General features: G+C 69.8%; 15 protein-coding genes. 9 read left to right on the top strand and 6 right to left on the bottom strand.

Translation table 11 applies throughout. The features are described from left to right. Nucleotides 1-149 precede the first annotated feature (149 nt). The 6 genes from gyrA to dnaA form a co-directional block, all read right to left on the bottom strand. Nucleotides 150-2654 (bottom strand): DNA gyrase subunit A, encoded by a 2505-nt coding sequence (gene gyrA / locus CED_RS11675; RefSeq protein ID WP_035910456.1) that lies wholly within the window; start codon nucleotides 2652-2654, stop codon nucleotides 150-152. Between the two features lie 199 nt (nucleotides 2655-2853). After that, on the bottom strand, nucleotides 2854-4788 hold the full coding sequence (gene gyrB / locus CED_RS11670; protein WP_035910451.1) for a DNA topoisomerase (ATP-hydrolyzing) subunit B: 1935 nt from the start codon (nucleotides 4786-4788) through the stop codon (nucleotides 2854-2856). 312 nt (nucleotides 4789-5100) lie between these two features. After that, a complete protein-coding gene (locus tag CED_RS11665) occupies nucleotides 5101-5922 on the bottom strand; it encodes a DUF721 domain-containing protein (RefSeq protein ID WP_011434481.1) in 822 nt (273 codons plus the stop codon). After that, on the bottom strand, nucleotides 5912-7111 hold the full coding sequence (gene recF / locus CED_RS11660; RefSeq protein WP_011434480.1) for a DNA replication/repair protein RecF: 1200 nt from the start codon (nucleotides 7109-7111) through the stop codon (nucleotides 5912-5914). The genes CED_RS11665 and recF overlap by 11 nt, the downstream gene beginning before the upstream one ends. A 1-nt stretch (nucleotide 7112) precedes the next feature. Beyond that, nucleotides 7113-8321, bottom strand: a complete 1209-nt coding sequence (gene dnaN, locus CED_RS11655; protein WP_035910449.1) for a DNA polymerase III subunit beta — start codon at nucleotides 8319-8321, stop codon at nucleotides 7113-7115. Between the two features lie 777 nt (nucleotides 8322-9098). Then, nucleotides 9099-10739: a chromosomal replication initiator protein DnaA gene (gene dnaA / locus CED_RS11650; protein ID WP_035910448.1), complete on the bottom strand. Its 1641-nt coding sequence runs from the start codon at nucleotides 10737-10739 to the stop codon at nucleotides 9099-9101. Between the two features lie 890 nt (nucleotides 10740-11629). Between dnaA and rpmH the strand changes: the two genes are divergently transcribed. From rpmH to CED_RS11610, 9 genes are all read left to right on the top strand, one after another. After that, nucleotides 11630-11767 carry a 50S ribosomal protein L34 gene (rpmH, locus tag CED_RS22540; RefSeq protein ID WP_011438902.1) on the top strand — a complete coding sequence of 46 codons (138 nt, stop codon included), beginning with the start codon at nucleotides 11630-11632 and terminating at the stop codon, nucleotides 11765-11767. A 40-nt stretch (nucleotides 11768-11807) separates the two neighbouring features. Continuing rightward, nucleotides 11808-12179, top strand: a complete 372-nt coding sequence (gene rnpA / locus CED_RS21530; RefSeq protein ID WP_051868770.1) for a ribonuclease P protein component — start codon at nucleotides 11808-11810, stop codon at nucleotides 12177-12179. Continuing rightward, nucleotides 12176-12706, top strand: a complete 531-nt coding sequence (gene yidD / locus CED_RS11640; RefSeq protein ID WP_035910446.1) for a membrane protein insertion efficiency factor YidD — start codon at nucleotides 12176-12178, stop codon at nucleotides 12704-12706. The genes rnpA and yidD overlap by 4 nt, the downstream gene beginning before the upstream one ends. A 12-nt stretch (nucleotides 12707-12718) precedes the next feature. After that, nucleotides 12719-14107, top strand: a complete 1389-nt coding sequence (yidC, locus tag CED_RS11635; RefSeq protein WP_011438899.1) for a membrane protein insertase YidC — start codon at nucleotides 12719-12721, stop codon at nucleotides 14105-14107. A 117-nt stretch (nucleotides 14108-14224) separates the two neighbouring features. After that, a complete protein-coding gene (locus CED_RS11630; protein WP_035910443.1) occupies nucleotides 14225-14779 on the top strand; it encodes a R3H domain-containing nucleic acid-binding protein in 555 nt (184 codons plus the stop codon). 13 nt (nucleotides 14780-14792) lie between these two features. Continuing rightward, nucleotides 14793-16667: a hypothetical protein gene (locus CED_RS11625; RefSeq protein WP_035910441.1), complete on the top strand. Its 1875-nt coding sequence runs from the start codon at nucleotides 14793-14795 to the stop codon at nucleotides 16665-16667. A gap of 317 nt (nucleotides 16668-16984) precedes the next feature. Then, complete coding sequence (rsmG, locus tag CED_RS11620) at nucleotides 16985-17782, top strand: 16S rRNA (guanine(527)-N(7))-methyltransferase RsmG (protein ID WP_035910496.1); 798 nt, start codon at nucleotides 16985-16987, stop codon at nucleotides 17780-17782. Continuing rightward, entirely contained in the window at nucleotides 17745-18737 is a 993-nt protein-coding gene (locus CED_RS11615) for a ParA family protein (protein WP_035910440.1), read from the top strand. Before rsmG ends, CED_RS11615 begins: the two co-directional genes overlap by 38 nt. Then, nucleotides 18737-19738 carry a ParB/RepB/Spo0J family partition protein gene (locus CED_RS11610; RefSeq protein WP_035910438.1) on the top strand — a complete coding sequence of 334 codons (1002 nt, stop codon included), beginning with the start codon at nucleotides 18737-18739 and terminating at the stop codon, nucleotides 19736-19738. Before CED_RS11615 ends, CED_RS11610 begins: the two co-directional genes overlap by 1 nt. Nucleotides 19739-19905 lie beyond the last annotated feature (167 nt).

Below are 19905 nucleotides of genomic sequence, written 5' to 3'. Positions count from 1 at the left end.
GCCGGTCTTCCTGACTGTCACTCACGGACTCTCCCGGTTCAGTCCTGACGGTGTGCACGGGTCCCGCGCACACCCGTCCCCTCGGGCGGCGTCGTTCTCGGCGTGGGTGGCCACGACCACGAGATCGTCAACCTCTCGGGGGCTCGCTCTCAGCTTTCCTGGGGCCCGGCGTCGATACGAGCGTCGGTGTCCTCCGCATCAGCATTACGTGCGACTCCGACAACCTGCNCCCCGGACTCCAGATCGATGAGCCGGACTCCCATGGTCTGCCGCTGCGCCCGCCGTACATCCTTGGCAACGGTCCGCAATACGCCCCCGTTGGAGGCGATGGCGTAGAGCTGGTCGTCGGGATCGACGACGAGTGCCCCCACCAGACCACCGCGAGTCGAGACGATCTTAGCGGTCAGCACGCCCTTGCCACCACGGCCCTGCACCGGGTACTCGGCCAGCGGCGTCCGCTTCGCGTATCCACCGGAGGTGGCGACGAGCAGATCCGCCGTCGTACCCGGCACGACGACGTCCATGGACAGCAGTTCGTCCTCGGCATCGAACCGCATACCGATCACACCCGAGGTCGCCCGGCCCATCGGCCGCAGCTGCTCGTCGTCGGCGTGGAACCGGATCGACTGGGCGTTACGGCTGACCAGGAGCAGATCGTCGCCGGGCGCCACGAGCCGGGCGGCGATCAGCTCGTCGTCGTCGCGCAGATTGATCGCCACCAGGCCACCGGCCCGGTTCGAGTCGAAGTCATGCAGCGCGGTCTTCTTGCACAGCCCGCGCTTGGTCGCCAGGACCAGGTAGGGGGCGGCCTCGTAGTCCTTGACCGCGATGACCTCGGCGATCCGCTCGTCCTGCCCGAAGGCCAGGATGTTCGCGACGNGCTGACCCTTGGCCGACCTGGCCTGCTCGGGCAGCTCGTGCGCCTTCGCCCGGTACACCCGGCCCTTGTTCGTGAAAAACAGCAGCCAGTGGTGGGTGGTCGTGACGAAGAAGTGCTCGACGATGTCGTCCTCGCGCAGCGCCGCGCCCTGCACGCCCTTGCCGCCGCGGCGCTGCGAGCGGTAGAGGTCGGTCTTGGTGCGCTTGGCGTAGCCACCGCGGGTGACGGTGACGACCACATCCTCCTGGGCGATCAGGTCCTCGATGGACATGTCGCCCTCGAACGGGACGAGACGGGTCCGCCGCTCGTCGCCGAACTTCTCGACGACCTCGGCGAGCTCCTCGCCGATGATCTGCCGCTGCCGGGTCGGCGAGGCCAGGATCGCCTCCAGATCGGAGATCTTCGCGCGAAGTTCGGCCGCCTCGTCGATGATCCGCTGACGTTCCAGGGCGGCGAGCCGGCGCAGCTGCATGTCGAGGATGGCGGTGGCCTGGATCTCCGACAGCGAGAAGCGTTCCATCAGCTGGCCGCGGGCCACGTCCGCCGACTCGGCGTTGCGGATGAGGTTGATGACCTCGTCGAGGTGATCCAGCGCGATCAGCAGACCGTCCAAGACGTGCAGCCGCTCGCGGGCCTTGCGCAGCTGATAGCGGGTCCGGCGGACGATGACGTCGATCTGGTGCTCGACGTAGTAGCGGACCATCTGGTCCAGGCGCAGGGTACGCGGCACGCCGTCGACGATCGCCAGCATGTTGACGCCGAAGGTGTCCTGGAGCTGGGTGTGCTTGTAGAGGTTGTTGAGCACGACCTTGGCGACGGCGTCGCGCTTGAGGTCGATGACCAGCCGCTGGCCGATGCGCGCCGAGGTCTCGTCCCGGACGTCGGCGATACCGGTGACCCTGTTGTCCCGGACCAGTTCGGCGATCTTCTCGGCGAGGTTGTCCGGGTTCACCTGGTAGGGCAGCTCGGTGACGACGAGCTGGGTGCGGCCCTTGTTCTCCTCGACGTTCACCACCGCCCGCATCCGGATGCTGCCGCGGCCGGTACGGTAGGCCTCCTCGATGCCGTTACGGCCGACGATGAGCCCCGAGGTCGGGAAGTCCGGACCCTTGATCAGGCCGATCAGCGCCTCAAGCAGCTCGGAGTCGCTCGCGTCCGGGTGGTCGAGCGCCCACCGCACGCCCTTCGCGACCTCGCGCAGGTTGTGCGGCGGGATGTTCGTCGCCATGCCAACCGCGATGCCGCCGGCGCCGTTGACGAGCAGGTTCGGGAACCGGCTGGGCAGAACAAGCGGCTCCTGCGAACGCCCGTCGTAGTTCGGGGCGAAGTCGACCGTCTCCTGGTCGATGTCACGCAACATCTCCATCGCCAAGGGCGCCATCCGCGCCTCGGTGTACCGCATGGCGGCGGGCGGATCGTTGCCGGGCGAGCCGAAGTTGCCGTTCCCGTCGACCAGCGGGTAGCGCAACGACCAGCCCTGCGCGAGCCGGACGAGGGTGTCGTAGATCGCCGTGTCGCCATGGGGGTGGTAGTTACCCATGACGTCCCCGACCACGCGGGAGCACTTGAAGTATCCGCGGTCGGGGCGGTAGCCGCCGTCGTACATGGCGTAGAGGACCCGGCGGTGGACGGGCTTGAGCCCGTCGCGTACCTCCGGCAGCGCACGGCCGACGATGACCGACATGGCGTAGTCGAGATACGACCGCTGCATCTCGACTTCGATGCCGATGGGCTCGATGCGGTCGCCGGGGGGAGGAGGTAGGACGTCGACCACGGGGTCCTTCCAGGGCAGTGGGAGCAGTCGTCAGGGCGTCAGGGCGGGACGGGCGCCCCGGGCAACGGGGCCGGGTGGACCCGACGGCGGGCGGGATCCGGAGCCCTCCGTTCGCCGGGCCGGACCGTCGGGATCGCCGCGCCCGGACCGACCTGAGGGGTCACCCGACGACCGGTCCGAGGCACGCGACACGGCCGGGTCAGATGTCCAGGAAACGCACGTCCTTGGCATTACGTTGGATGAAGCTGCGACGCGCGTCGACATCCTCACCCATGAGCACGGAGAACAACTCGTCGGCGACCGCCGCGTCGTCGAGCGTGACCTGCAGCAGGATGCGCCGGTCCGGATCCATGGTGGTGTCCCACAGCTCGGTGGCGTTCATCTCGCCGAGACCCTTGAAGCGCTGGATGGCATCCTTGGGCAGCTTGCGCCCGGACTCCACCCCGCGGGCGACCAGCCCGTCGCGCTCCCGATCGGAGTAGGCGTACTCCCAGTCCTCCCTACCCCATTTGATCTTGTAGAGCGGCGGCTGCGCCAGAAACACGTGACCGGCCTCAACCAGCGGGCGCATGAACCGGAACAGCAGCGTCAGCAGCAGGGTCCGGATGTGCTGGCCGTCGACGTCGGCGTCCGCCATCAGAACGATCTTGTGATAGCGCAGTTTCGCGATGTCGAAATCGTCGTGGATGCCGGTACCCAGCGCCTGGATGAGGGCCTGGACCTCGGTGTTCTTCAGGACGCGGTCGATGCGGGCCTTCTCGACGTTGAGGATCTTTCCTCGCAGCGGGAGGATCGCCTGGAACTTCGAGTCTCGACCACCCTTGGCCGACCCACCCGCCGAGTCACCCTCGACGATGTACAGCTCGCACCGCTCGGGATCGGTGTACTGGCAGTCGGCGAGCTTGCCCGGCAGGCCGGTGCCGCCGAGCAGACCCTTGCGCCNGGTCAGATCGCGGGCCTGACGGGCGGCAATGCGGGCCCGCTGGGCGTCGAGCGCCTTGCTGACGATGGCCCGAGCCTCGGTGCGGTTGACCTCGAACCAGTCCTTGAGCGCTGAGTAGCACATCTCCTGGACGAACTTCTTGGCCTCGGTGTTGCCGAGCTTGGTCTTGGTCTGGCCCTCGAACTGCGGCTGCGCGAGCTTCACCGAGATGATCGCGGTAAGGCCCTCCCGGATGTCGTCGCCGGAGAGCCGCTCGTCGCTGTTCTTGGCCCCCGCCTTCACCGGCTTGAGCAGGTTCTGGTCCTTGGCGTAGGCGTTGACGGCGCTGGTCAGCGCGGCCCGGAAGCCCTCCTCGTGGGTGCCGCCCTCGTGGGTGTTGATGGTGTTCGCGAAGGTGTAGACCGACTCGGTGTAGCCGCCGTTCCACTGCATCGCGAGCTCGGCCTCGATGCCCACGCCCTTCGACTCCAGCGAGATCACGCTGCGGTGGATGGTGTCCTTCGTGGCGTTGAGGTGACCGACGAAGTCGACCAGGCCGTTGGCGTACTTGTAGGTGACCGCCACGCGTTCCTCGTCACGCTCGTCGACGAGCGTGATCGACAGCCCCTTGTTCAGGAAGGCCATCTCCTGCAGGCGGCGGGAGAGCGTCTCGTACTTGTACTCGGTGGTCTCGAAGATCGTCGGATCCGCCCAGAAGGTNACCGACGTCCCGGTCCTGCGGGTGGTACCGGTCTTGGCCAGCGGCTTGTCCGGGCGGGTCGCCACGTACGGCTGGAACCAGACGTGCCCATCCAGGTGGATCTCCACGTCGAGCCGGGTGGACAGCGCGTTGACCACGCTGACGCCGACTCCGTGCAGCCCGCCGGACACCGCGTACGATTTGCCGTCGAACTTCCCGCCGGCGTGCAGGGTGGTCAGCACGACCTCGACGGCGGGCCGCTTCTCGGTGGGATGCATGCCGACGGGAATGCCACGGCCGTTGTCGGTGACCCGCACCCCGCCGTCGGCAAGCAGCGTCACGGTGATGGTGTCGCAGTAACCGGCGAGCGCCTCGTCCACCGCGTTGTCCACGACCTCGTAGACGAGATGATGCAGTCCACGCTCTCCAGTGGAGCCGATGTACATGCCCGGACGCTTGCGGACCGCGTCAAGACCTTCGAGAACCTTGATCGAACTTGCATCGTAGGCCACGCGGCGGGTCCCCTCGTTCTGGGCGGAAGTATCCACCAGTCTNCCCGGCAACCCGCCATAGCGGACGCAGGGAGCCCCCTGGCGTCTGCGCAGCGCCACGCACATGGGGATGGCCAACCCCCCCTACCGGACCGACTCCCCCGACCGCCTTGGCGCGCCTCCACGACTGTCACCGACACCGCGATCCCGCGGAGCCATCATGATCGCCCCAGCCGCACCGACGGATACCACAGGCACAATCCAGGCGCCAAGGGGCACCGAGAGCACCGGGAGCACCGGGGTGTCAGGCGGGCAGCAGCCGAACGGCCGGCCTCAGCCATAGGTGTCGCGGGGCCCTCGACCGCCGGTTCGGATGGACCCGTGCCGCCAGGACGGCGCCGTCGGGCCACGCACGACGATCCGGCGGACCACGTGTGGACCGAGCTCCCGGTGCAGGATGCCGAGGAGCTGCCGGGACAGCATGCGCAGCTGGGTCGCCCAGGCCGTCGACTCCGCGACAAGTTCCAGGTCTCCGTCGCGCAGGGACACCGGGGTGCAGTGGTCGGCGATGTCCGGCCCGACGATGGCATCCCATCGGGCCAGGACGTTCGCGTCGCTCGCCTGAGCCTTCCAGCCACGGGCCGCCAGCAGCCGGTTGATCGCCGTCCCGAAACCGACCGGTTCGCGCCATTCCCGGCCGGGCGGGGCGATGCCCGGCATCCGCGGTCGGCGGGGCACCTGGTCGTCCGACGGGTCGGCCCGCCGGGCACCGAGGCGGGTCCGAGAGCCCGGGCCCCACGGGCCGCCCGTCCCGGTGGCGCCGGTGGAGGCGTCCTCATCGGCCCACGTGCCGCCGTCGGCACCCGGCATCCCGCCACCGCGACCAGTGCCGGGCCCGGCCGGACCGGGCCCGGTCGGGTGGCGGGCGGTGTGGCCGGCGCCCCACCGTCCCCGCCCACGCTCCCGCGCGTCCCGTTTGACCTGGGCGAGAATCTCCCGAGCCAGGTCCGCTCCGTGGGCTGCGGTGCCGTCCGGCCCCTCGGTCTTCCCGCGGCGCCCGGCCCCTCCCCGGGACCGCCCGGATGCGGTGGATCCGGGCACGGTGGATCCGGGCACGGTGGGATGGTCCCGGGGGTCCGGGCGCTCAGTGGGCATGCTGGACCTCTCCTCCGGCGACGGCGTACCGCACCCCGGTCAGCTCTGTGGGAACGTCGGTTTCGACCGCGGCTGTGACCAGCACCTGCTCCGCGGAGGCGACGAGTTCCGCGAGCCGACCGCGGCGGCGCGTGTCCAATTCGGCGAAGACGTCGTCCAGGAGCAGGACCGGCTCGCGGTCATCGGCACGCAGCAGGTCGAACGAGGCCAGCTTGAGCGCGAGGGCGAGGGACCAGGACTCGCCGTGACTCGCGTAGCCACGGGCCGGGAGCCCGTTGATCGACAAGAGCAGATCGTCGCGGTGCGGACCGACCAGCGTCATCCCCCGTTCGACCTCCCGTGGCCGGGCGGCCTCCAGATCGGCGCGGATCGCCTCCGCCAGCATGGTCCGATCCGGTGCCGCCGGATCCGGCCGACCCGCGCCCGGCTGCTCTGGCTGGCCCGGTGGACCGGGTGGACCGGACGCATGCAAGATGTCCGGGAGGGTGACGCTGGAACGGTAGTCCAGCGCGGTAGCGGACTCGGCACCGGCGACGGCCTCGTACGCCGCGGCCACGGCCGGCCGCAACGCGTCGACGAGTGCCAACCGCGCGGCCAGCACCTCGGCGCCATGCGCGGCCAGATACCCGTCCCAGACATCGAGGGTGCGCAGATCTCCCTGCCCCCCAGCTCGCCGGGCCGTCCCGGCGGTGCGTAGCAGGGTCGATCGTTGTTTGAGGACCCGGTCGTAGTCGGCGAGGACCGCGGCCATCCTTGGGGTCCGGGCGATCAGCAGCTCGTCGAGGAACTGACGACGCTGCGCCGGATCCCCCTTCACCAGGGCCAGGTCCTCCGGGGCGAACAGCACGGTGCACAGCAGACCGACGATGTCACGCGGCCGGGCGACGGGAGCCCGGTTCAACCGGGCCCGGTTCGCCTTTCCCGGAACGATCTCGATCTCCACCAGCGCGGCCCGGTCACCCCGGACGATCCTGGCGCGGATGACCGCCCGAGACGCGCCGTCACGGACCAGCGGGGCGTCCCCGGCGACCCGGTGGCTGGCCAACGTGGCGACATAGCTGATCGCCTCGATCACGTTGGTCTTCCCCTGGCCGTTACCACCCACGAAGGTGGCCACTCCCGGACCCAGAGTCAGGTCAAGGGCCGGGTAGGAACGGAAGTCGACGAGGGACAGGTGCGTGAGGTGCACGTCACCCGTGCAGGCGGATCGGCATCAGCAGGTACCGGTAGTCGGGGACCTCGCCGTCGTCGTCGGCCTTCCCGGTCAGGATCGCCGGCTTGTTCGCCGCCACCGCCGGGTCCTCCGCGCTGGCGAAACCGATCCGTACGACGTCCGACTCCAGCGCCCCGAGTGCGTCGAGCAGGTACGACGGGTTGAACGCCACGGACAGCTCCGGTCCGTCGTAGGTCACCGGGAGGGTCTCCGTCGCCTGCGCCTCACCGCCCGTCCCGGCCTCCAGCACGAGGTGGTCCGGGGAGAACGTCAGCTGCACCGGTGCGGTCTTCGCGGCGACCAGCGCCACCCGTTTGACGGCCTCCTGCAACGGGGCGATCTCCAGCTGCGCGATCAACGGCGAACTGTCAGGCAACAGCTTGCGGTAGGGCGGGAAGCTTCCGTCGAGCAACCGGGTCGTCGTCTGCCGGGTCGAGCCGGCGAAACCGGCCAGCGTCTCGCCGGAGGGGCCGGTCCCGAGCGCGATGGATACCTCCACCCCCGAACCCGACAACGACTTCGCGGTGTCGAGCAGGGTGCGGGCCGGCACGAGAGCGACAGTGACCGGTGTGGGCGGGGGGCCGTCCACACCGGTCACGCCGTCCTCATCGGGCCCGGCGGCTGTCTCCGACGGCCGCCACTTCAACGTCCGCACGGCGAGCCGGTAACGGTCGGTCGCGGCGAGGGTGAGAGTGTCCCCCTCGATCTCGATACGGACCCCGGTGNGGACCGGCAGCGTGTCGTCACGACCGGCCGCGATCGCCACCTGTGAGACCGCCGCGGCGAACGCGGATCCCTCGATGTGCCCCGTGATCGGGGGCATGGCCGGAAGGGCGGGATAGTCGTCCACCGGCAGCATCGGCAACGCGAACCGAGCATTGCCACAAGTGATCACCAGGCGGGTGCCGTCGATGCCCAGATCGACCGGTGCCGCGGGCAGCGCCCGGGTGATCTCCGCGAGCAGTTTGCCGTTGACGAGCCCGCGCCCCTCCTCCGACACGGTCGCGTGCACCGTGCACTGGGCGGCCACCTCGTAGTCGTACGCGGCGATCTTGAGTATCGGTCCGGTCGCGTCGAGGAGCAGGCCCGAGAGCACCTGCAACTGGGTGGTCGGCCGGCTCGGCAACGTGCGTGCGGTCCAGGCGACCGCTTCGGTGAATTCGTCCCGTTCCACCCGGAACTTCATGGTTAGGCCTCCTGTCGTTCCCTCCGGTTGTTCGGAGTCACCCCGCAGGGAACACCGACCAGCATCTCAGAGTGCCAGCAGGCGCCGACGAGCGGTCGGCCGTGCCCCGGGCGCTTGCCCGGGGCCGAGTCGCGGCACGTAGGGCTCTCGGAGCCGCGCTCGAGCCGTTGTCCACACCCCCTAGTACTAAGAGCTTTTGATCATTCTTAGAAAGATCTAGTTGGTCGTAGTAGTAGGGGGTGTGGATACTGGGGATAACCTCTGTTTCTGCAGGTCAGAGGGGTTGTTGGCCGGTGCAAATCTTGTGGGTGGATCTGTGCATGCGCGCAGTGGTTATCCCCAGGCCCGATCTGCGTCCACAAGGACCACGTTGTCCCTCCACAGGCCATCCCCGAGTTGTCCACAGGCTGTCCACTGCCACTCCACCGTTCCGACCGCAGGCTGTCCACAACGTTTTCCACAAGCTGTGGGCGGAACCACCCCGTGGGCTCGGTGAGGTCGTCCCCGGTTGTCCCCAGCCGTCCGTGGTTGTCCGGGGTCGTTTGGGGAAGTCCTGCCCCGCGGCGTCCGGTTCCTGCGCCACGTGTGACACCCGGCGAGGCGTCACACCCCACCTTCGGGCGGCAGCCACCGGTCCGCGGGACGTTCCGGCCGGGGGGAGGTAGGAGGAACCGTGCTGCCCGGCGGTGGTGCTGCCCGGCGGTGGTGCTGCCCGGCGGTGGTGGGCGGCGGTGGTGGGCGGCGGTGGTGGGCGGCGGTGGACAGTGGGCAGTGGCGCTAGGCCTGCCGGGCCTGCAGACGGATGCGGTTTGTCAGTTCGGTGACCTGGTTGTAGATCGCGCGCCGTTCCGCCATCAGACCGCGGATCTTGCGATCGGCATGCATGACCGTCGTATGATCCCGACCCCCGAAGTGCTGGCCGATCTTCGGTAGCGACAGGTCGGTCAGCTCCCGGCACAGGTACATCGCGATCTGACGGGCGGTGACCAGCACGCGGCTACGTGAGGTGCCGCACAGGTCCTCCATCGAGACGCCGAAGTACGCCGCCGTCGCGTTCATGATGGCGGCGGCCGTGATGTCGGGATTGCCGGCATCGGGGATGAGATCACGCAGCACGATCTCGGCGAGCGTGCGGTCGACGTGGGACTTGTTCAAGCTCGCGAAGGCCGCGACCCGGATCAGCGCCCCCTCCAGCTCACGGATGTTGCGCTCGATGTGCGTGGCGATGTACTCGAGGACATCCGGGGGTACCGGCAGGCGCTCCGTAGCCGCCTTCTTCGACAGGATGGCGATGCGCGTCTCGAGGTCGGGCGGGGTGATGTCGGTCATCAGCCCCCACTCGAAGCGGCTGCGCAGCCGGTCCTCCAGGGCCGAGAGTTGCTTGGGCGAGCGGTCGGAGCTGATCACGATCTGCTTCTCGCCGTCGTGCAGGACGTTGAAGGTGTGGAAGAACTCCTCCTGCGTCCGTTCCTTGTTCTCCAGGAACTGGATGTCGTCAACGAGCAGGACATCGATGTCACGGTAGCGCCGCTGGAACGCCTGCTGGCGGTCGTCCCGGATCGAGTTGATGAAGTCGTTGGTGAACTCCTCGGAGCTCACGTACTTCACCCGCATGTTCGGGTAGAGCTTGAGTGCGTAGTGACCGATCGCGTGCAGAAGGTGAGTCTTGCCGAGCCCGGAGTCCCCGTAGATGAAAAGCGGGTTGTAGGCCTTCGCGGGTGCCTCGGCGACGGCCACCGCTGCCGCGTGGGGGAACCGGTTGCTGTCGCCGATGACGAACGTCTCGAAAATGTAGCGGGGGTTCAGCCGGGCCTGGGCCGGTTCGGTCTCGTGCGGCGCCGCATCGCGTCCGAGACCCGCGCTGACCCGTACCGGTGGTGTTCCCTCGGTGGCGTCGGGGAAGGGCAGTTCGCCGTTCACCAGTGCCGCCGGCGCCGGCGGCACTGGTGCCGGTGCCGGGGCTGCGGCGGCGCCGGTCGATCCTGATCCGGTACCCGCGTTCAACGCCGAACCGGAGGCGGGGCCCGAGCCCTGGCCGGGTGTGGTGTCGCCCCTGGCATCCACCGGCCGTACGATCCGGATCGGTCCGCTCATTGGTTCCGGATCGGGCAGGTGTTCGACGGTGACCGCGACCCTGATCTCCCGCCCATAGGCTGTGGACAACGCTGTGGACAAGAAGGGGCGCAGGCGCGAGTCGAGGAGATCCTTGGTGAACTCGTTCGGCGCGGCCAGCAGAGCCGTGTCCTGGACGAGCCCGAGGGGGCGGGTCAGCCGCAGCCAGGCACGCTGCTGGGCGGACAGCGTGCCGTCGGCGACCCCGGCGACGGCCTGGCTCCACACCGCGGCCAGGTCCGGGTCACCCGAAGGCTCGTCCCCGAACGGCAGACCGGCGACGGAGTCGGCGCGGAGGTTGGACACGGGGGCTCCTCGGGCAGTTCGGTACGGTTTGCGGGTGGTGCTGCTCCCCGCGTGCTGGAGGTGCGCCGCGGCTGATGCGGCTGGTGATGTGGTCCCCGGCCACCGAGCGACCGAGGGGCCTCGTCGCGATGGTTCTCCACATCGTCGTCCACAACCTGTGCATGGACACGACACGGCATGCGGCGTGGCGCAACCGGCTCGTTCCCGGGGATGAACCTGTATTAGTGAGGTCATTCGAATCCGCTTCAGGTCCCCCCGTTCCGCCCTGGCCCCTCCGCCGACCGCCCTCTCCACAGGCGTTTTCCACAGGTCAGGGTGCACCGAGCCGGTCGTTCTCACCGAACGCGGGCATACCTGACGCCGTCTGGTGCCCGCCCCGAGTGAGACGTTGCCACCAGGATCGTAAGGCGCGGCCCGAGCCGCCGTGCCGGGGCCGGAACGTATCCGCGGTGGCCGCGCCGCGTCCCTGCCCCATCGTCGGCGGCACCGAGGGCCCGCCACGGCAGTGTGGCATTCCACGGCCGCCGGACGGATGCCGGCCCGCCGCGGCCGCGGTGCGCTCGCACCTTGACCTCCGGTGTGGTGCCGTCGTGTCCGGGTTGCCCTGGCGGCGACCGGGTGATGACCGAATGGTGGTGGTGCGGCCAGCGGCGGCCGGCGGGCCCGGGGCCGCCGGCCGCCGGCCGCCGGCCGCCGAAGGCCCCCTGCCCGGCAGCGATCCCTCGCCGCCGGACCGTCCGAGGCACCGCCCTGTGTAGGCTAGGCCGAACCGCGGTGTTAGACCGCTTCGTTTGTCGTGGGATCTGCTTNTCAGGACCGTGTGGTGCGGCCCACTCTCCCTCGGCGGCGAAGATCACCGCCCGCGTCCATCTTGCAGACGGAGTTCTCACGTGAGTAAGCGCACCTTCCAGCCGAACAACCGTCGGCGGGCCCGCACGCACGGGTTCCGACTGCGCATGCGGACTCGCGCGGGCCGCGCGATCCTGTCCGCCCGCCGTCGTAAGGGCCGCAGCGAGCTCTCCGCCTGACGGCGGGTTCCCGCTGGTCCTGCTGGTNCCCCCGCCGGTCATGCTTCCTGAGGGCTCTCGCGTCCGAACCCGGGACGAACATGCCCGGGTGGGGACCATGGGTCGGCGAACCCGATCCGGTCCGCTTGTTGTCCACAGCCTGTGGACAACAAGCGACGATCCGGCGCGGGCCGGCNTCGTGGTCGGCCGCCGGGTGGGGAAGGCGGTCGTGCGTAACAGGGTGCGGCGCCGGTTGCGGGAACAGGTACGGGTTCGGCTGGACACGCTCGCGCCAGGGACGATGCTGGTCGTGCGTGCGCTGCCCGATGCGGCGACGGCGAGCTCCGCGGAGCTCGGCCGTGCGCTGGACACCGCGCTCACCAGGGTGGCCCGGCCGGCGGGTGCCAGGCGCCCGGATGGGCGTGGACGATGACCGCCGGGACGGTGCTGGTCGTGCTGCTGGCCACGGCGGCCGTCGTCGACCTCCTGCTGGCCTCCCGGATGGTGTGGCGCCGCCTGCCGCGGGTCGCCCGCAACGCCGACGGCGCGGTACGCGGTCCCCTATCCTGGACCTTTGCCGGGCTCGTGCGGCTCTACCGAGCCGGCTGGTCGGCCCGCAACGCCGGCCTGTGCCGGTTCGAGCCATCCTGTAGCGCCTACGCGCTGGCCGCGGTGCGGCGCCACGGGGGTGTGCGTGGCGGTGTCCTCGCCGTCGCCCGGTTGCTGCGCTGCCAACCGCTCGCGGCAGGCGGCTACGACCCCGTGCCGGGAACGGATCCGGGTCCGGGAATCGTTCGGAGACCCAGGGGCGCGACGGCCGACCCCGGCGGGCCTCCCGACGGTCGGAGCGCGGGCGATCCGGCCGTCGCCGTACCGCCCGNCCACAGGCATGGTCCCCCGTCTCCCAGTCAGGGGATGCGGGCCGAGATCGTCGGTTCCGGTCGTGGACCGTGGGTGTGAGGAGTCAGACCGTTGTTGGATCCCCTATACCACCTCGCGGCGAACGCGATCGTCTTCTTTCACCGGGGATTTGCGCCGATCTTTGGTGCTGACAGTTTCTTCTCCTGGGCCTTTTCGGTCGTCCTGCTGGTCGTCTGCGTCCGTATTCTGATCTTCCCGCTGTTCGTCAAGCAGGTGAAGTCGCAGCGGACGATGCAGATGATGCAGCCCCGGATCAAGGAGATCCGGGAGAAGCATGGGCACGACAAACCCCGCATGCAGCAGGAGATGATGGCGCTGCAGCGGGAGCACGGAAACCCGCTCCTCGGCTGCCTCCCGATCTTCCTCCAGATCCCGCTGTTCATCTCGCTGTTCCACGTGTTCACCCACCTGGCGCCGATGAACGAGGGTCCGAACCACTCGCTGGTCTGGCGTCCCCGGGTCGGGCTCTCCGCAGACCAGGTGGAGCAGATCGCCTCGGCCAAGGTGTTCGGCATCTCGCTGGCGAGCAAGTTCACCTCCGATGGCGATTTCTCGCACTTCCTCGGCGTCGACAGCACGCACGTCAGGATTCTCGCGATCGTCCTGATCGTGCTGATGGGTCTTACGACCTTCCTCACGCAGCGCCAGATCATGGCCCGCACCGGGCCGCTCGACCCGCAGCAGGCGATGGTGCAGAAGGCGCTGCTCTATGGCTCCCCGCTGATGCTCGCCTTCTTTGGTTTCCGTTTCCCGATCGCTGTGCTGCTGTACTGGCTCACCACCAACCTGTGGAGCATGGGCCAGCAGTTCTTCATCATGAAGAAGATGCCGCCGATCAAGCCCGCGGATGCGAACGGCCGGCTGCCCGGTGCCCGTCCGGCCGCCGGCGGTGCCGTCACCCCCGCTCGGCCGGCTCCCGGTGTCCGAGCCGGGGCGAAGTCGAAGAACCGCCCCCGGTCCGCCTCGGTGACCCCGACCAAGGGCGGCGATTCCGGTGCCGCGGCGGCCGGTCGGACGTCCTCGACGGCTCCCCCCGGCACCCGGTCCCGTAACGGCACCTCGACCGCGAGCCGTACCACGACGACCCCGAAAGCGGCGACGACCCCGAAGAGCGGTAAGGCGGGGGCGCCGGGCGGTCCCGGGGCCAACGGCGTCTCGGGCGGTGGCGTCTCGGACAACGGCGTCTCGGACAACGGCGTCGCCGCTACCACGGCCGCATCCACGGGGCGCAGCGCGGAGGCGAAGACCAGCGCGGCGGGCCGCAGGAACGCCCCGGGCAAGAATGCCGGGCAGAGCGCGGCGAGCGGGCCGACGGCGCCCTCCGACGGGGAGAGCACGCCCCGGCCGGCACCCGTACCCGCCGGAGTGCGGCGCCAGGTCGGCGGCTCCCGACCNGCGAAACGGCGCGGCAAGAGCAAGCGGCCCGGTGGGCGGCGTTGATCCGGGAGACGCCGTTCCCGACCGACCGGCAGGCAGGCTGCCGACCCGATTTCGTCATCGAGTGGCGGCATCCCGTAATCTCTGCTCCGCTGTCCCCGTTCCCCTGGAGAGTCGCTGATGACCGGTTCGGCACCTGAACTGGCTGTGGATGGAGCCGGAGCCTCCGACGAGCACGCTTCCTCGGACGAGACCGCCGGCACGGAGGATCGGCGTCTGTCCGATCTCGAGTTGGAAGGCGAGATCGCCGCCGACTACATCGAGGGTCNGCTCGACATCGTCGACATGGACGGTGACCTCGACCTCGACGTCGAGAGCGGCCGCGCCGTCGTCGCCGTGGTGGGCGAGGGGCTGGACAAGCTCATCGGGGCGGGCGGCGAGACGCTGGAGGCGTTGCAGGAACTGACCAGGCTCGCGGTGCTCCAGAAGACGGGCACCCGCAGCCGTCTCATGCTCGACGTCGGCGGCCATCGCGCCCGGCGGCGGGTCGAGCTACGCAAGATCGCGATCGCCGCGGCGTCGCGTGCCATCACGCGCGGTGAGCCGGAGAAGCTGGCTCCCATGACGCCGTTCGAGCGCAAGGTGGTGCACGACACCGTCGCCGGGATCGACGGCGTGCACAGCGAGTCCGAGGGCGAGGAACCCGGCCGCCGGGTAGTCATCCTTCTCGGCTGACCGGCGCCGACCGATGGCGGGGCGGCGCCGGCCGACGCGTTCCCTCGTGCTGGCCGCCGCCGTGGGTGTCGGCTTGGCGGCCGTGCTCGGCGTTCTGCATGCCTATCTGACCAGACCCTTCTGGTACGACGAGATCTGGCGCGCCCACTTCGTCAGCGAACCGGCGTCCTCGTTCTGGCCGGAGCTGACCGTCGCCAACACCCCCTCGGCGCTGGGTTGGTTCGGCCTGACCCGGGTGGCCGGCGAGCTCCTCGGCTGGCACAGCTGGTCGCTCCGGCTTCCCGGGTATCTTGCCGTGCCCTTGCTCGGCGCCGCGATCGTCCTGCNCNCCCGCCGTTTCACCGGCCTGGTCGCGGCGGTGTTCGCCACGTGCTGGCTGTGCCTGAACGTGACCTTCTTGGATCTCGCGACCCAACTCAAGCCGTATTCCGTCGAGGCGCTGGCCGCTGTCTGCATCGTCCTCGCCTGGTCGACCGGATCATCTCCGCGGCCCTCGCTGTCCCCGTGGCCTGCACCTGTCACCGGCGGGTTCTCCCGTGCCCGGCTCCTGCGACGCACCGCGGCGGGCCTGTTGGCCCTGACCGCCGTGCCCGGGATCTTTCTGGTGCTGCCGTTGGCGACCGCGGAGGTATGGCGCGGTCCGGCGCGGCGCTGGCGACTGGTGGAATGCCTGCCCGCGGTCGCCATCAGCGTGGCACACACCGTGTTCTTCATCGGGCACCAGTCCAGTCAGCGTCGCGGCGACTACTGGGATCGCCAGTTCATTGCCGGTCGTGGGCCGGTCGAGGCCGTACGCTTCATCGTCGATCAGATGCGAGCCTTCATTACCGGTATGCCGCCCGGCATCGACCGGTTCGACCCGAGCCTCATCCATGCGACGGTGCCCGGGGGACCGGTTGTCTCGGTGCTGCTCGCCGTGGCGGTGTNGATCGCCGGCCTGACCGGCGTCCTCGTGCTGGCGCGACGACCGGACGGCAGGCTGCTCCTCACCGCGCTCGGCGGAGCCCAGGTGCTGATGCTGGGAGCGAGCGCCGCGCGGTACTGGCCGTTCGGGCCGACCCGGACCAACCTCTTCGTCGTGCCACTGATCGTCGTTGTGATCGTGGTGGGCACCCGGCGGCTGGTGGCCCTGTTCGTGGCGGCGGTGCGACCTCGTATCCCCGCCGCCGGGCCTCAGCCGGCCGTACCGGCACCGATGGCCGCGACCCCGACCCTCCCTACCGGAGGAACCGTAACCAAGCGGTCACGATTGGATGTTTCCGGTGTCTCGCCGACGTCGAGCGCCAGCGCGAACACGATTTCTCCGACCGCCGTGCTGCCGTTGGCCGGCCTCGCAATGATCATCTTGCTTGGTGTCCCGCTCCTGGGAACCTCGCTGTCGGGAAGCGGGCAGCTCTGGGATCATCGGCACCGGACTCGTGGCCTCGATCGGATGGTCGACGCGGCCATCGCGGCCCGGCAGCTGCACCGCCCGGGAGACCTGGTGGTGGTCGGGGGTCGCCTCGCCCGGCCTGGCTGGCTGTACGCGATGGAGGCGAGTGACGACCCGGCGCGTGAGCCGGCAGCTCTCCCCAGCGCCGGCGCCGGGCGGGTACCGGCCCGGGTACCACGGCAGGACACGATCTTCTTCGGCGCTGCGGGTACCTCCCTGGTCGGCGAGCTGGCGAACCGCCGGGTCCCGCCGACCCGGCTGCTCGTCTTCCTCTTCGACGCGGAGCGGCCGGCGCTCGCGCCCGACCTGGCCGCGCTGCCCCNGGCGGGGTGGTGCGCCGGCCGTGGCTGGCAGTTCCCCCTCACCGGAACGCTGACCGTCTTCGATCGCTGCGCCGGCGCCGCCCCGCGACTCGATCGGCCGCGGCGGACCGTGGTGTCCTACCGGACGACCTGACATCCGTCCCCGGGCCGGAACCGTGCCTCCCGCGGGGGGGGGGGGTGGCGGCGGGAGCATGTCGAGGCCGGCGGGGATGCTTGTCGGGTGCGCGGTCTTCTGACTTCCTCGTCCTGTCCAGCCTTCTCGTCCTGTCCAGCCTTCTGGTCCTGTCCGGCCGGGTCCACGGATCCGGTCTTCCACCTACCCGCTGCCGGCGGTCACCTGGTGATGCCCACGGTCCCAACCCGGCCCGGCTCGATGCTGTGGCCGGTCGAGGTGACGCAGGCGGCCCGGCCGGCGCGGGCTGGTCGCACGGCACGGCGGAGGATCCGGCCATGACGGGTCTCCCGGATGCCCCCGAGGTGCCCCCCGTCGCGGTGGAGATTTTCGGCACGCGGACCGGATCCGCGGCGCGCTACGTCGAGTTGCTGGCGACCGACGGGGTCGAACGCGGGCTGATCGGTCCGCGTGAGACTGACCGGCTCTGGGACCGCCACGTACTCAACTGCGCGGTCCTGGCCGACGTGGTCCCGGTGCAGGCCGATGTCGTGGACGTCGGCAGCGGCGCGGGGCTGCCGGGTATCCCGCTGGCGCNCGCCCGCCCGGATCTGCGGGTGGTGCTGCTCGAGCCGATGGAACGCCGGTGCCGATTCCTGCACGAGGTTGTGGCGACCATAGGCCTGGAGGACCAGATTTCTGTGGTACGTGGCCGCGCGCCAGATGCCGGAATCGGCCCGGACGGTCGTAGATTCGGGATAGCCGTAGCCCGCGCGGTCGCTCCCTTGGAGCGGCTGGGCGCAATCCTCTTTCCGATGCTACGACCAGGTGGTGTCATGCTGGCGATGCGCGGTTCACGGATCCTGGAGGAACTGCAGGACGCGCGCAGCGGTCTCGGAACTCAGGGTTGGCATCCCGTGGATGTCGTGAGGTGCGGGGAGGGGCGGGNGGNGGAACCCGCCCGTGTCCTCCGGGCCGTACGTTCATCCCAGCGCACCCGGGCCGAGAGCAGGGGAGGGCGCGGCGACGGTGAGCGGCACGATGGCAGACAGGTCAGACGGACGTCACGGGATTCACTCCGATCACGGGAGGTCGGTCGTGACCAGCCGACACGTGGACAGTCTCGTTCCACGTGAAACAGCGTCGGCGGGCCAGGGTGGGACCAGGGGTGGGGGCTTGCGGGGCTATGACTCCGCGCTCCCCGCACTGGACCTGCTCGATCCCTCGACCCCGATCGGAGCGGCGGCGGCAGCAGCAGTGGAAGCACTGGCGGTAGAACGACGACAACCATTCCCTCGCCCCACCCGGCGGCGCATCATCTCGGTCGCCAACCAGAAGGGCGGTGTGGGGAAGACGACGACGACGGTCAACCTGGCGGCGGCGCTGGCATCTCATGGCTCCCGGGTCCTGGTGATCGATCTTGACCCGCAGGGCAATGCCTCGACGGCGCTCGGCGTCAACCATCACTCCGGGGTCCCCTCGATCTACGAGGTTCTGGTGGGGGATCGGCCCCTCGACGAGGTCATCGTGAAGTCCGCCGAGGCGTCGGGGCTGTTCTGCGCGCCCGCAACGATCGATCTTGCCGGCGCGGAGATCGAGCTGGTGTCGCTGGTGGCGCGGGAGAATCGGCTGCGGCGGGCCATCGCGAGCATGCAACGGGACGTCGACTATGTTTTCATCGACTGCCCGCCCTCTCTTGGGCTGCTGACCGTCAACGCCCTCGTGGCCGCCCGTGAGCTGCTCATCCCGATCCAGTGCGAGTACTACGCGCTGGAGGGCCTCGGCATGTTGCTGCGCAACGTGGAACTGGTGCAGGCGCACCTGAACCAGGAGCTGCGTCTGTCGACCATCCTGCTCACGATGTACGACTCCCGGACCAGACTGGCCGACCAGGTCGTCCATGAGGTCAAGGAACACTTCGGGGACCGGGTGCTGTCCACTACCATCCCCCGGAACGTGCGTCTGGCGGAGGCGCCGAGCTATGGGCAGTCCGCGCTGACGTACGATCCGACGTCGCGCGGCTCGCTGTCCTATCTGGCCGCGGCGCGCGAACTCGCGGAACGGGGTCGGGACTCGAATGGAGCGGCGTGATGAGTGCTCGGCGCAGTGGTCTGGGGCGAGGGCTGGGGGCACTCATCCCGGTTGCTCCTCCTCCCCTCGACGGTCAGGCGGGCACCGCCTCGGCTGACTACGCTGACTACGCCGACTACGCCAGTGGCTACGGCGGCCGGGGGACGAATCGCGGCTCCGGCGACGGCACCGGGCCGCTGCCCGTACACGGGGCGACCTTCCGCGAGATCCCCGTCGAGTCGGTCAGCCCGAACCCGCGCCAGCCCAGGACTCACTTCGATGAGGACGCCCTCGAAGAGCTGGCGGCGAGCCTCCGCGAGGTCGGGCTGCTCCAGCCGATCGTGGTACGCGAGGTGGCCCCCGAGCGCTACGAGCTCGTCATGGGTGAACGCCGGTGGCGTGCATCGAAGATCGCCAAGCTTCCCCGGATTCCCGCCATCGTGCGGGAGACCGCGGACGACGCCATGCTGCGCGACGCGCTGCTGGAGAACCTCCACCGCCAGCAGCTCAACCCGCTGGAGGAGGCTGCGGCGTACGAACAGCTGCTCCGCGACTTCGGGGCGACGCACGAGGAACTGGCCAGTCGGCTCGGGCGGTCCCGGTCGCATGTCACCAACATGATCCGGCTGCTCGGGCTCTCGCCCGCGGTACAAAGGCGGGTGGCGGCCGGCGTGCTGTCGGCGGGNCATGCCCNCGCGCTGCTCTCGCTACAGGATCCGGACGCCCAGGACCGGCTCGCCACCCGCATCGTCGCGGAAGGTCTCTCGGTGCGGGCCGTCGAGGAGATCGTGGCACTGGACGACGAGGCCCCGCGTAAGCGGGCGTCGNGGGCACCAGGGGCCGCCTCACCGGCCCTGGTGAGGCTCGCCGACCGCCTCTCGGATCGCTTCGAGACCCGCGTGAAGGTGGACATGGGCCGCAGTAAGGGGAAGATCACGGTCGAGTTCGCCTCGATCGAGGATCTGGAGCGGATCGTCGCCGTGATGTCGCCGTCGGCCTCGGTCGACGGCTTGTTGGACTAGGCGTCCGGCTCGGGGTTCGCTCGGGGCTCTCTGGGCTTCTTGAGCCGGACGCGGATCGCGCGGTCCCAGGGCTGTGCCGGACTCCCCCGGGTGGCCGCGCGCATGTCTGCCGATTGCCCGCCGAGTGCCGGGCCATCGCCGTGCTCAGGCCAGATCGCCGTGCTCAG

The sequence above is a fragment of the Frankia sp. CeD genome (assembly GCF_000732115.1).
GTDB classification, from domain to species: domain Bacteria; phylum Actinomycetota; class Actinomycetes; order Frankiales; family Frankiaceae; genus Frankia; species Frankia casuarinae.
This window is presented reverse-complemented; position numbering and strand designations above follow the sequence as displayed.

What these genes read in the sequence shown, in the direction of transcription:
- CED_RS11665 (WP_011434481.1), bottom strand. Translation starts at nt 5,922, where the DNA reads ATGCCCACTGAGCGCCCGGACCCCCGGGACCATCCCACCGTGCCCGGA.